Origin of the sequence: Parapedobacter deserti (assembly GCF_042646065.1) — a bacterium.
Lineage (GTDB): Bacteria > Bacteroidota > Bacteroidia > Sphingobacteriales > Sphingobacteriaceae > Parapedobacter > Parapedobacter deserti.
In genome coordinates, this window is the sequence record NZ_JBHRTA010000038.1 from 1,053,460 (window position 1) to 1,065,779 (window position 12,320).

Annotated in this window: 11 protein-coding genes; all 11 read left to right on the top strand. The window is 51.8% G+C overall.

Going from position 1 to position 12,320, the window contains the following annotated elements; translation table 11 throughout:
- The first annotated feature begins 1 nt into the window (after position 1).
- The 11 genes from ACFOET_RS17095 (at position 2) to ACFOET_RS17145 (ending at position 12,098) form a co-directional block, all read left to right on the top strand.
- Entirely contained in the window at positions 2-1,066 is a 1,065-nt protein-coding gene (locus ACFOET_RS17095) for a glycosyltransferase family 4 protein (protein ID WP_379024886.1), read from the top strand.
- The gene (locus ACFOET_RS17100; protein ID WP_379024888.1) at positions 1,063-2,268 is read left to right on the top strand and encodes a glycosyltransferase family 4 protein; all 1,206 of its coding nucleotides are present in this window, start codon (positions 1,063-1,065) and stop codon (positions 2,266-2,268) included. Before ACFOET_RS17095 ends, ACFOET_RS17100 begins: the two co-directional genes overlap by 4 nt.
- Positions 2,255-3,445: an O-antigen ligase family protein gene (locus tag ACFOET_RS17105; RefSeq protein ID WP_379024890.1), complete on the top strand. Its 1,191-nt coding sequence runs from the start codon at positions 2,255-2,257 to the stop codon at positions 3,443-3,445. Before ACFOET_RS17100 ends, ACFOET_RS17105 begins: the two co-directional genes overlap by 14 nt.
- Complete coding sequence (locus ACFOET_RS17110; protein ID WP_379024892.1) at positions 3,445-4,446, top strand: glycosyltransferase family 4 protein; 1,002 nt, start codon at positions 3,445-3,447, stop codon at positions 4,444-4,446. Before ACFOET_RS17105 ends, ACFOET_RS17110 begins: the two co-directional genes overlap by 1 nt.
- Positions 4,443-5,993 carry a right-handed parallel beta-helix repeat-containing protein gene (locus tag ACFOET_RS17115; protein WP_379024894.1) on the top strand — a complete coding sequence of 517 codons (1,551 nt, stop codon included), beginning with the start codon at positions 4,443-4,445 and terminating at the stop codon, positions 5,991-5,993. The genes ACFOET_RS17110 and ACFOET_RS17115 overlap by 4 nt, the downstream gene beginning before the upstream one ends.
- Complete coding sequence (locus ACFOET_RS17120; protein WP_379024896.1) at positions 5,990-6,898, top strand: glycosyltransferase family 2 protein; 909 nt, start codon at positions 5,990-5,992, stop codon at positions 6,896-6,898. Before ACFOET_RS17115 ends, ACFOET_RS17120 begins: the two co-directional genes overlap by 4 nt.
- 155 nt (positions 6,899-7,053) lie before the next feature.
- A complete protein-coding gene (locus ACFOET_RS17125; RefSeq protein ID WP_379024898.1) occupies positions 7,054-7,764 on the top strand; it encodes a sugar transferase in 711 nt (236 codons plus the stop codon).
- 52 nt (positions 7,765-7,816) lie between these two features.
- A complete protein-coding gene (locus ACFOET_RS17130) occupies positions 7,817-8,767 on the top strand; it encodes a LuxR C-terminal-related transcriptional regulator (RefSeq protein ID WP_379024900.1) in 951 nt (316 codons plus the stop codon).
- 113 nt (positions 8,768-8,880) lie between these two features.
- A complete protein-coding gene (locus ACFOET_RS17135; RefSeq protein ID WP_379024901.1) occupies positions 8,881-9,474 on the top strand; it encodes an NADPH-dependent FMN reductase in 594 nt (197 codons plus the stop codon).
- A 3-nt stretch (positions 9,475-9,477) separates the two neighbouring features.
- On the top strand, positions 9,478-10,731 hold the full coding sequence (locus ACFOET_RS17140; RefSeq protein ID WP_379024903.1) for an MFS transporter: 1,254 nt from the start codon (positions 9,478-9,480) through the stop codon (positions 10,729-10,731).
- Positions 10,732-10,772: 41 nt separating this feature from the next.
- Positions 10,773-12,098, top strand: a complete 1,326-nt coding sequence (locus tag ACFOET_RS17145; RefSeq protein WP_379024904.1) for an MATE family efflux transporter — start codon at positions 10,773-10,775, stop codon at positions 12,096-12,098.
- The last annotated feature ends 222 nt before the right edge of the window (positions 12,099-12,320 follow it).

Consider the following 12,320-nt stretch of genomic DNA (forward strand, 5'->3'; position numbering starts at 1 on the left):
GATGGATATTATTTTCAACCCCCCTGTTAATGAGGAGAACAAATACATCGGCTTACTGGTGGGCGAGCTGCGTGCCAAGGGCTACCGCATACATCCGTTGGATACTTTTTTCTCAAGCCGCAGACACTTCCGGTCCATCAAACTGATTCATCTCAATTGGTTCGAAAATATTGACGACAGCAACTTTTTTATCGGATTGCGCAGCTTTCTGCGCAAACTAGCCGTTATTATTGTAATCCGCTTGAGCGGTAAACCACTGGTGTGGACCATGCATAACCGTGTCTCGCATGAGAAGGGGCTTGCATTCTTCAGCCGTACCATAACCCGCCTGCTGTTGCGTTGGTCACACCGGATCATTATTCATTCCCGGCAGTCGGAAGAAATCCTTGCGGCTCACGGGGCCAAAGTGCGCCAGAAAGCGGTATACATGCCGCATCCCCACTTTATCGGGGAGTATGGAGCGGAGACAAACCCCACTGAATTGCATGGCCTGAAACGGCTGAGCCTGCTCTTTACCGGAATGGTGAAACCCTACAAAAATCTTGAGCTGCTTATCGATGTGGTTGGTGAGTTCGGTGACCAGGTGCAACTGACGATCGCGGGGAAGGCCATTGACGACGACTACCGCCAACAAGTTGCCTACCGCGCCGGGCAGGCGGGCAATGTGACCCTATTGCCTTACTTTATTCCGGATAGCGAGATGGGCGCCGTGTTGGCCGGTGCGGACGCGGTAGTATTGCCCTACGATTTATCCAGTAGCCTCAATTCTGGAACGGCCATTCTCGCATTTTCTTATGGAAAGACAGTAATCTGTCCGGAAATAGGTACCATCTCGGATCTGGGGGAGCATATGGCCGATACGTTCCACTACCAATACAGCGATCGGGAGGAACACCGGCGGGCGTTGGGGAAGCAGATCAAGCAGGCGATCGCACTGAAGCGGCGTGACCCGCAAGCGATGGACCGTATGGGACGGCGCTTGCATGCTTATGTGGCGGATGCGCATGACAGCCGCCGGATCGTGGTGACACTGGATAATATATACCGTGAACTGATTAAACGATGAAAATACTGTATATCAATGCACTTTATGATCCATATATAGCAGGCGGTGCGGAAATTTCACTCAAACTGATCGTGGAGGGGATGCAAGCCAGGGGGCATGAGGTGTCGGTACTGAGCATGAAGCCGGAGCCCGGTCTGCAGACGGATAGTGTAAACGGCATAAGGGTATACCGCGCAGGGTTGCACAACCGTTATTGGCCGTTTCAAAAGGAGCGGCCGGGGAAGTTGAGCAGATTGGCCTGGCATTTACAGGACCGCTACAACCGGTCCATGCAGACGTATGTGCGCGAGGTGCTGCGTGTGGAGCGGCCGGCAGTGGTGTCGTGCCACAACCTGGTTGGGTGGTCTGTCGCTGTATGGGATGAGGTGCGCCGTGCCGAAATCCCGGTGGTGCAGGTACTGCATGACATGTACCTGTTAAGCCCCAATAGTACGTTGTTCAGCAAGGGGCATTCCGGGCCGAAACGGAGCTTCATGGAACGTTTGCTGCGGATTGGCTATAGGCAGCGATCTAACCGCCTGACGGCGGTGGTCGGCATCAGCCGTAGCATACTGAATCGGTTTGCGTCATACGGATATTTCACGCAGACTGCACGGTATGTGGTGCACAATGCACGGGTGATACCGGAATCAAACCCGCTGCGCCTGCGCGTGGCCGATCAGCCGCTGACCGTGGGCTACATTGGTACGCTTTCCACTGTCAAGGGCGTAGCATGGCTTATTCACCAGTTCAGGCAGTCTGGCATCGATGGCACACTGCGCATCGCCGGGCGGGGAAAGGAGGAGGATGAAAGGTATCTTAACGACTTGGCAGAAGGCGATAGCCGCATTGTTTTTGCCGGATATGCAGACCCACAGCACTTTTATCGCAATATCGACGTGCTGGTGGTTCCTTCGTTATGGGAAGAACCGCTGGGTATGGTGGCGGTAGAAGGTTTGGCAAACAATTTGCCTGTAATCGCAAGCAACCGGGGCGGTTTGCGCGAAACGGTTAAGGATGGCAAAAATGGAATTCTTTGCGATCCAAGCGAATCCGATTCCCTCGGACGCGCCCTCCGCATGGTATGGCAGGACGTGGGGCTGTACAACCGGCTGGCGAAAGAGGCGAGAGCTTCCGTGGCGGAATACATCAGTGTGGAACGCATGGTAAGCGAATACGAAAACATACTGGAAACCGCGAGAACAGCATATGCAGGTAAATAGGACTATACCATTTCCGAAAGCGATGGTCGGCGAGGTGCTCTTCTGCAGTGCGCTGCTGGCTGTTTTTCTCCCGGTAAAAATCTATCCGTTCGTATTTTTGCTGGCCTCAATGTTTTTTTTATGGGATTCGCCCGCGCTGCTCCGCCATTATTGGGTGTTGTTCCTCATGATCTTTTCGGGATATGCAGCAGTGATTTTTTTGGCGGTACGGCCTGCGGACCAACAGGCGATGACCAACTTTCTCAAGCTGCCGATCAATTTTACGTTTTTATACGCTTCGGTAGGCTGGCTAGCGCAGCGCGACAACAGCCGTTTACTGCGGTTGGTAGACGTGATGCTGCATATTGCGCTTGGACTGACGCTGCTGCAGCTGCTCGTCTACCATCAGGCAACGGGATTCCGTTGGATTGCCGGCGCACCCACTTCAGCCCATGGCAGTGCGCTGTACCGGCCGTCGCATTTTTTCTGGGGGCTGGATGACAAGAACATGTTCGGCGCCCGCATTGCACTGCTTGGATTTGCGTACCTGCTGCTACCCGTGGCAAAGAGTCGTTCCATCGTTTGGTGGCGCATTTTGCTGGTACTGTTGCTGGCTTGGCTTTCTTTGTCGCGTACGCCGGTAGTGGCCCTGGTCATTGGCATCGGCTGCCTGCTGTGGGTGGCCTCTTCCATACGGTGGCGGGTGGTGCTCGGCGCTGTGGCGTTGCTAGCCGCTCCATTCATTGCACAGAAGGTGGTACGGATAGATCATATCATGGCTTCTAACGACGGCATGGGAGTACGGTTGGTATACTGGAGGGCGTTTTTTGAGCATTTTACGGCGATTTCGCCGTTGGGCAACGGATTTATGGCGGCGCGTGACTTCCTGGGCCAGTACGCGAAGTTTTACCATGGCGAGCCGCATATCCACAATACCTTCTTGACCTGTTACCTCGATTTCGGTGTTGTCGGCCTGCTTTCATATTTGCTTTTTCTGATTTATTTTTATCGGTTCTGCCTTGCAAAACAACCCAACAGCCGGGGGTTTTGGTTGATTGCCCTGCTGCCACTTCTGGCGATTATGATGATCTTGTATTCAGGCTATGACAACGATATCATCCTCTACCTGGTACTGGTGTTTCTGTTGGGGAGCACCCACCCCGAGGCTGTTTCGCGTCTGAAAGGGAGGGTCGGCTGATGGCGGTCCGCGTACTGATTGACAGCAGGTGGGACGGGGATACCGGTATCGGTAAGCTTTACCGCGAAGTGATAGCGCGTAGGCCTGCCGGGGTTTTGCCTTCGTTTATCCGGAGCCGGACGGCGTTGGGCAGTATGCTGACGCCGGTAATGCTGGCACGGGAGATTAGCAGGGCAGAAGCGGATGTGTTTTATAGTCCATCATTCATGCCGCCGTTGTATAGCCGCATTCCGTTTGTCTTTACCATACACGATTTGATGCACCTGTTTTACTACACACCTGCGCACCGGTTGTACTACCAGCATGTCATTGCCCGGTTGGCGGCAAGGGCGAAGCAGGTCATTACCGTATCGCAGTTTAGCAAGGGACAGCTGGTAGAGCTGCTTGGAATTGATGAACAACGGATCACGGTGGTATACAATGGCGTGGATAATGCGTACAGGGAAAATACAGAGGTGTTCGAAACCGAACGACCATACTTCCTGTATATCGGCAACCGCCGCAAAAATAAAAACGTCCCGGCAATGCTGGCCGCCTTTGCGCGTGCCGCCATTCCTGAAGATTTTATGTTTTTCCTTTCAGGTTCAGCGGATGGGGAGCTTTCTGCGTTGATCGCCCAGCTGGGCATCATCAACAGGGTCCGGTTTTTGGGCTTCGTACCGGAAGAAATGCTGCCGGCGCTGTACAAGGGAGCTTATGCCACGCTTTTCGTTTCCCTGATGGAAGGCTTCGGACTGCCCGTCATCGAGTCTATGGCCTCGGGTACGCCGGTGCTTACATCTGCGGAAAGTTCGCTTCCTGAAATCTCTGGAGGCGCGGCGTTGTGTGTCGATCCGCATGACATCGCATCAATTACAGCCGGCATAGAGACGCTGGTAAATGATGGCGATCGCTACAGGTTGCTACGTACAGGGGGGCTTGAACGGGCTGCGCTTTTCACGTGGGACGAGACGGCTTCAAAGACCTGGAGCGTTATCACAGAACAAAACATGAAGGTATGAAGAACGCTATTTTTCGCTATTTTTTTTTGATCCATGGTGCTGCAATGGCAATCGCCTGTGTTATGGAATCGCCCCGGCAAGCCGAGGAAATACCCGGCATAGGGCGCCGTATCGATGTAAAAGAATACGGTGCTAAGGGCGACGGCAAAACAGACGACAGCCGGGCTATACAGCTCGCGCTCGATAGTGCGTCTGTGGGTGATACGGTGTACCTCCCCAAAGGCACTTACATAGTGCGCACGATCAGGCTGGTGCCCAACGTCCACCTGGTGGCTGACGGCATCTTGAAGCAACCCCGTGAAGTGTCTGGCCAGTTTGCCGTGGAAAAGCAGCACTCGGACGCCCCGCTGTTTCGTGCCAGCCGCATTTCCAATGTATTTCTTTCATTCCAGGCTGAAACGGTCAATGAAGCGATCTATGCCTCGCAATGCAGCAATATCACTGTCGCCGACAGCCGCTTGGTGGGCGACTCGTCCAACAGGCGCTCGTTCCCTGGAATACTGTGGTACGATTGCGCTGCCTGCCGGGTGACGGGCAGTGAAGTTAGCTATTACGGAGGCGCCCGTGAATCGCCGAAGTCTTATAACCCGGGCACTGCCATCCGCGTGCTGTCCAGTAGGGGGGTGACCCTCTCGGGCAACCATATACACCACAATGGTGAAAATGGCATCTTCATCCACGATAGCGGTGATGTAGAAATAGCCGGCAACCGCATCCATCGCAACGGTATGAGCGGGATACAGGTGGCATTCAACGCCGCCGAGCGCGTGGTAAACTACCGGATCATAAACAACCGCTTGGAATACAACGCTGCTGATGCCATAGACATCAACAACCGTGCGCATGGCCGTGTGATCGCTATCAATGCGCTCATCGCGGGAAATTATAGCCGAGGCAATGGGTTTGTAAATGGCGAATCAACGCCTGATGGCTCCGGCATTGGGACACTCATCGGAATATCTGGTGTGACGCTGAGCGGAAACCGTGCTTTTGAAAACAACCGCCCGGCGATTTATGCGGAGGGATGCGGCGATATCACCGTAAACAGGAACGTCACCGATGGTGCGTTTGAACTGGTGGGGAAATGGGAACACATTAGGATGCAGGGAAACACATTTCACACGCTGCGGCTATTGGCCAATGCCGACGGACGCATGCTGTCCATCCGGCAAAGCCGTGTAAACAGTTTGATGCTGCCCAACGGTATCCGAATAGACTCGTTGCATCTGATAGGAAACGAGATCAACAGTGGCCCCATAAATATCAACATGGACGGAAACCTGATTTTTGAGCACAACCGGATGAAAAGCGGGCATGATGCTGGTGCATTGCTGCTATTTAATGTAGAAAGCGCAGTATTACGGGGCAATCATATTCTGAATACCCGAAATGCGGCGATCACCGTAAAGGAAGCGGCGCATCGGGTCTCCATAGACAGCAACTTCGTGACATCCGGAGGCGCCTGGCTGAATGACGCCGGTGGCCGGAGCATGGCCTTAGGAAACAACGAACTACAAGAACATGTCGAAATAAATGAACAGCAATGAAGGTCAACTTGTATATTCCGACATTGAACGGCGGTCAGCGCTTCTTAAAGCTCGTGGAAGCGCTGGCTCAGCAGACGCTACCGCTACAAACGCGCGTGGTGATTGACTCGGGCTCGACTGATGGTACCATAGAAGCGGCGACGGCCTGTGGGTTTGAGGTGATGGGCTTGGACGGAAACGGGTTTGACCATGGCGGCACGCGCCAATCGGCCATTGCGCGCTATCCGGATGCAGATATCTACATCTTGCTCACCCAGGATGCGGTGCCCGCCAACCCGTCGGCGCTGGCAAATATTGTCCAGGCGTTTACCGATCCGCAGGTCGGTATGGCCTACGGGCGTCAGCTCCCGCACCCCGGAGCTACGTTGCTGGAGCGCCACGCGCGGCAGTTCAATTACCCCGAGGAAACGCAGGTCCGGGGGCTTGGTGATGCCCAAAAATACGGTATCAAAACCATTTCCTGCTCCAATTCATTTGCTGCGTATCGCCGTGCGGCGTTTGAGAAAGTGAGCGGCTTTCCATTGGGCACCATTATGGGCGAGGATGTCATCACGGCCGGTAAGCTACTACTGAACGGGTGGAAGATGGTGTACGCCGCGGACGCCTGTGTATACCACTCGCATGATTACCGCATCAGAGAAGAATTTGAACGCTATTTCGATATTGGGGTGTTTCACAGCGACAACCGTTGGATATTTGATACGTTTGGACGTGCAGGCAGCGAGGGCGTGCGGTATGCCAAGTCGGAAATCAACTATGTAAGCCGCCGCAACCCATTGTACCTTCCCAAGGTACTGTGTTCTTTCGCGGCCAAATGGCTCGGATATAAATTGGGGCTTTCCTATCGTTCCTTGCCCCCCCGGTTGCGGAAGGCCTTTTCCATGTATAAAGGGTATTGGAAATAACTGTTCGCATACACCGCTCCCTAAAATGTGGAATTTTTCCCCACTTTGAGCGAGCTGCATACTACCATAAAGCGCTTATTTAACCCGGGGGGCGCTTTTTATTATTGGCACTTAATTAGCATAGATATGTTCGGATAGATTTAAGTGTTAGAGCTATGGTAAGAGAACATCAAATACAGCAGATTGCATACAACGTAGATAGTAGTATATACGAGCTGATTTCCTATCAGCCATCGCTGCGGATAGACCTCCATACTGTTAAACGGAAGTTGCTTGTTTATCAGGAAACGATGTTCCTCAAGCGGGTGTTTGACATCGCATTTTCATCGATCGTGCTTTTGGCTGGTCTCCCAGTGTATTTATTGTTGGCATTAGTGACGAAATTGACGTCACCGGGCCCCGTGTTTTACAAACAGGAGCGAATTGGTAAGGATCAGAAACCATTTTATATTTACAAGTTCAGAAGCATGCGTGTAGACGCGGAAAAAAATGGGCCGCAATTGGCGTCTGACGATGACCCGCGGATTACCAAATGGGGTAAGTTCATGCGGAAAACACACCTTGATGAGCTGCCCCAATTTTGGAACGTCTTGAAAGGGGACATGGCCATCGTAGGTCCTCGACCGGAGCGTCGCCATTTCATCGAAGCCATCAAAGAAAAAAGACCAGAATATGCGCAGCTCTTCCGGCTGAAACCTGGAATAACATCGATCGGACAGGTATATTATGGCTACGCAGAAAACGTTAATCAGATGTGTGAACGGGTCAATTATGACTTAGATTACCTTTCGACGATAAGCTTAAAAACGGATATTGATATCATCTTGCAAACTGTAAAGGCGATGGCTCAAGGAAAAGGAAAGTAAAAGATAGCGGCGTAAAATCGTTAAGTTTGCGGCGAATCGGAATCTTTTATACATGTCAGATAAGGAGTACTTCGCCACGTTATACGAAATAGCCCGTCATTTAAATCAAGAATTTTCCCTGCATGCTGCGTTGCGTAGGTCGTTGGAGAAAACCGTGGAATTGCTGGGGCTTGAAACAGGCTGGGTCTGGTTGGTCCAGCCTGATGTCAAATCGGTTTATTTAGCCGCATCGTATAACCTGCCGCCTGCGCTGCAAAACCACCCTGAGCGTCTTTCGGGGTGGTGCTACTGTATTCAGAAATATTTATCAAACGACATTTCCGAAGCGTTGAATATCAGCGAGATCCGATGTACACGCTTAAAAGATCTTACAAGCGGGACGCGCGATCTTAAATTTCATGCGACCATCCCGATTACTTCGGATGGCCACAAGATAGGCCTGTTAAACTTGGTAAGCACCGAAAACCAGCAGTTTGACGACAAGCAACTGTTTATCCTGAACACGGTTGGCAACTTGATCGGTTCGGCTGTTCAGCGTACGCGCCAATATGGTGAAGGGCCAGGCCATTCAGTTGACAATAATGTCCTTAACGTGCTTAGCGTTGTGATGAAGCCGAGAATGGAAGCGTTGCACTTAGCATTGCAGGATTTACAGGCCGACAGCGTACAAGGAGAGGATGCGGCGCTGAATCTCCGCATTGCGAAAAATCAGGCAAGCGATTTGTTGAGTACATTAAATACCGTCATCAGCGAGTCAGCACATGAGCGTGTAGATAAGCGCCCGAAACAACCTTTGTACTATCCCTCGATGTTGTCGAACAGAGAGATCGAGGTGCTGGCATTGGTCAAACAGGGTTTTACCAACAAACAGATTGCCGGGCGTTTGTTTATCTCCGAGCGCACAGTCAAATTCCACCTGACATCCATTCTTTCCAAGCTTCACGTCAGCACACGGACCGAAGCGGTCCATACGGCGCAACAACGGGGGCTTATCCTGGACTAAAACCTAGGCTTCTCTCGTACCTGTACCATCGTACAGTATGATTTCTGTGCTTTGGTCCGTTTTTTAGCCGTCATTTCCCATCGATATTTGTGCCGGAACAAAAAAAGAACAACATGAAGATTGCTATTTTATTGGGCAGTGTGCGGCAAGGCCGACAGTCCCACAAGGTTGCTCACTACCTGAAAACATTGCTCGCTGGACAAGCCGTTCAAACAGATTTGATTGACTTGGGTACAGACACATTGCCAATATACGGACACGATGAACAGGGGCATAACAATGTTATAGGGCTGGTCAGTGCTCGCCTTGACAGCGCCGATGCGCTACTGTTGGTTACGCCCGAATATCACGGTAGTTTTTCCGGCGTGCTCAAGAATGCGCTTGACCACTTCTGGGCCGAATTCAAGCGTAAGCCCATCGGCGTGGTGGCCGTGTCTTCCGGCAGAATGGGGGGCATTAGTGCCAGCACTCAGCTGCAACAGGTGGTCCTCAATCTGGGAGGCATAGCCTTACCGGGCAAGCTGGTCGTTACGGAAGTACAGGAAGCATTTGACGAAAAAGGCAACTTGCAAGATGGTGGCTTGGCTGCGCGCGCCGAAAAATTTCTGGCCGAATACCTTTGGTATGCTGATGCGATCTATCAGAAAAAAACAACGGTGAACGGTGTAACAAAAGCTGTTCAAAAAACGTCCTTAGTTGACGCATAAATCATGGATAAACAAGCACGAACTCCGTTTACCGGCTATCAAAAGACGGTAGTCGTTATCTTAGCTGTTACGCAATTTACGGTCATTCTCGATTTCATGATTATGTCTCCGTTGGGAGATATGCTGATGAAATCAATGCAGCTCAGACCGTCAGAATTTGGCTTGGCTGTATCTGCCTATGCATTCAGTGCAGGGTTATCGGGCTTCCTTACCGCCGGTTTTTCAGACCGGTTTGACCGGAAAAAGCTGCTGCTTTTTTTCTACACGGGCTTTATTTTTGGTACCGTTCTCTGCGGCGTCGCCCAGAGCTACTGGTTTCTGGTAACAGCGCGCATCATAACCGGCCTGTTCGGCGGTGTCATTGGCTCGATATCGATGGCCATCGTTGCCGATTTGTTTGCACTTCAGCAGCGCGGACGCGTTATGGGCTTCGTGCAGATGGCGTTTGGCGCAAGCCAGGTGCTGGGGATACCGATTGGGCTGTATATCGCCAACGGGTGGGGCTGGGAGGCTCCGTTTCTGATGGTAGCGGCACTTGGTATGGCTGTCGCACTATTCATCGCGCTTTATCTAAAGCCTGTTGATAGCCACCTTGGTGTCAAAAACGATCGGACGGCCTTCGGTCATTTATGGCATACGCTTAGGCAGCCTCACTACCGTATTGGCTTTCTAGCCACTGCGCTCCTTTCGGTGGGCGGTTTCATGATGATGCCCTTCGGCAGCGCTTTTGCCATTAACAATCTGCACATTTCAGAATATCAACTGCCCATTCTGTTTATGGTGTCTGGCCTCAGTACATTAGTGATTATGCCTTTTGTAGGGCGTTTTTCGGATCGGATAGACAAGTATAAATTGTTTGTTATTGCGTCGTTGTGGATGATGGCCATGTGTGTATGGTACACCCAACTGTCTGTCACACCGCTGTGGATGGCAATTTTGTTTAACATCTTGCTGATGGCTGGGGTGACGAGCCGCATGGTTCCTTCCTCGGCGCTGACCAGCGCTGTGCCTGCGTTGAAAGACCGCGGTGCGTTTATGAGCATCAACGCGTCCTTACAGCAATTGGCAGGCGGCATAGCTGCAGCGTTGGCTGGTAAAATCGTCATCCAGCAAAGCAATTTCAGTCGGCTTGAGAATTATGATGTGGTGGGCTATGTGGTGGTAGCCATTTCCATGGTTAGCTTGTTCTTGATGTACAGGGTTGATCGGTTGGTAAAAGCCGGAGTTGCAGGTCACGACAGCCGTGCAGACGGGTGACCTGTTACTTACTATGTTTGCCGTGATGAAATTTCAATAACATGTTGCGTAGTCTCGATGGCCATCTTGTGATTGCTCGGAAGGCTTTTCCAATTATTTTGGCAAATGCTTCGGTTCCGCTGCTCGGTCTCGTCGATACCGCCGCCATCGGGCAGACCGGTGGCGCGCAAGAATTGGGTGCCATCGCGCTTGGGGCTTTGATCTTCAGCTTTATTTATTGGGGATTCGGTTTCCTGCGGATGGGCACCACTGGATTCACCGCCCAATCATATGGGGCGCGGGATTACGCCGAGGTGCGATACGTCAGCTTGCGCGCCTGCCTGATGGGGGTAGGTATTGGTGCTGTGCTGATTGTACTGCAGCACGCCGTTGCGTTGTCCGCGTTTCATTTGCTGGACACCAGCGATGAGGTGAAGAAATTGATTGGGCAGTATTTTTACATCCGCATCTGGGGCGCCCCGGCGACTTTATGCAGCTTCGCTTTGCTGGGCGTACTGGTCGGGTTGGGCCAGACGCGCAAACTTCTTGGTCTACAGCTTTTTCTCAATGGCCTAAATATATTGTTGAACGTGTTTTTTGTCATCGGACTGGGATGGAGTGTGCGGGGGATCGCCGCCGGAACAGTGATTGCTGAATGGGCTGCGCTGCTGCTGGGCATATGGATGGTGCGCCGTTCGCTCAGCGGATTGATGCCCCGTGGTAGCACGCAGTCGTGGTCGAGGCTATTCGATAGAAGTAAGTTTTCGCAGATGATGCGCACCAACGGCAACATCATGCTCCGAACGCTGGCGCTGCTTTTCGGCTTTGCTTGGTTTGCAAACAGGGGAGCCGGGTTTGGGGATGAAGTACTCGCGGCAAACCATGTGTTGATGCAATTTGTATCGCTGTCGGCGTTTTTTCTCGACGGGTACGCTTATGTCGTGGAGATGATGGTAGGCAAAGCCATGGGCGCCCGGGATGAACGGGCATATCGGGTGCAATTAAAACAAGCCAATCAGCTTGCTGCGGTGACGGCAGTCTTGTTGGCCGCGTTCATCTGGGGCTTTGGCAGTCCAATAATCAGCGGACTTACCAAAGATGAAAGTGTCCGTATTCTGGCGAAGGAATACCTTCCTTACGCCTGTGTGTATATCTTGGTTTCATTCTATGCGTTCCAGCTCGATGGCGTGTTCATCGGATCTACGCGAAGCGGGGAGATGAGGAATGCAAGTTTGTTTTCGCTGCTTTTCTTTTTAACCCTCAGTTTTCTACTGAGCTCCCAAGCCAATAACGCCGGATTGTGGATAGCCTTCATTGGGTATGTCATCGTTCGCGGCCTGAGCTTGGCGTATTACCTGCCTCGCGTTTCAGCATTGTTTGGCCGGTAGCATGGATGATGATAGCAAAATTTCTAGACTTATTCAGGTAGAAGAGCAAGGAAGAATCTGTACTCCTGACGATACATCATTTATGGTGAACAAATGTAGCCTTGCTACCTTACACGGTCAAGGTGTTCAGGCATTGGACGAGTTGTCGATCAACATATTAGTTCACTTAAGTGAGCAGTAGTAGGTTAGGGATTGACTCACCTAATTTTGCGTCGCACGGTC

Bases quoted from the DNA above. Each gene is read 5' to 3' on its own strand.
- ACFOET_RS17095 (WP_379024886.1), top strand. From the start codon at position 2: ATGGATATTATTTTCAACCCCCCTGTTAATGAGGAGAACAAATACATC.
- ACFOET_RS17125 (WP_379024898.1), top strand. From the start codon at position 7,054: ATGGTAAGAGAACATCAAATACAGCAGATTGCATACAACGTAGATAGT.
- ACFOET_RS17115 (WP_379024894.1), top strand. From the start codon at position 4,443: ATGAAGAACGCTATTTTTCGCTATTTTTTTTTGATCCATGGTGCTGCA.
- ACFOET_RS17130 (WP_379024900.1), top strand. From the start codon at position 7,817: ATGTCAGATAAGGAGTACTTCGCCACGTTATACGAAATAGCCCGTCAT.
- ACFOET_RS17105 (WP_379024890.1), top strand. From the start codon at position 2,255: ATGCAGGTAAATAGGACTATACCATTTCCGAAAGCGATGGTCGGCGAG.
- ACFOET_RS17100 (WP_379024888.1), top strand. From the start codon at position 1,063: ATGAAAATACTGTATATCAATGCACTTTATGATCCATATATAGCAGGC.
- ACFOET_RS17120 (WP_379024896.1), top strand. From the start codon at position 5,990: ATGAAGGTCAACTTGTATATTCCGACATTGAACGGCGGTCAGCGCTTC.
- ACFOET_RS17110 (WP_379024892.1), top strand. From the start codon at position 3,445: ATGGCGGTCCGCGTACTGATTGACAGCAGGTGGGACGGGGATACCGGT.
- ACFOET_RS17145 (WP_379024904.1), top strand. From the start codon at position 10,773: ATGTTGCGTAGTCTCGATGGCCATCTTGTGATTGCTCGGAAGGCTTTT.
- ACFOET_RS17135 (WP_379024901.1), top strand. From the start codon at position 8,881: ATGAAGATTGCTATTTTATTGGGCAGTGTGCGGCAAGGCCGACAGTCC.
- ACFOET_RS17140 (WP_379024903.1), top strand. From the start codon at position 9,478: ATGGATAAACAAGCACGAACTCCGTTTACCGGCTATCAAAAGACGGTA.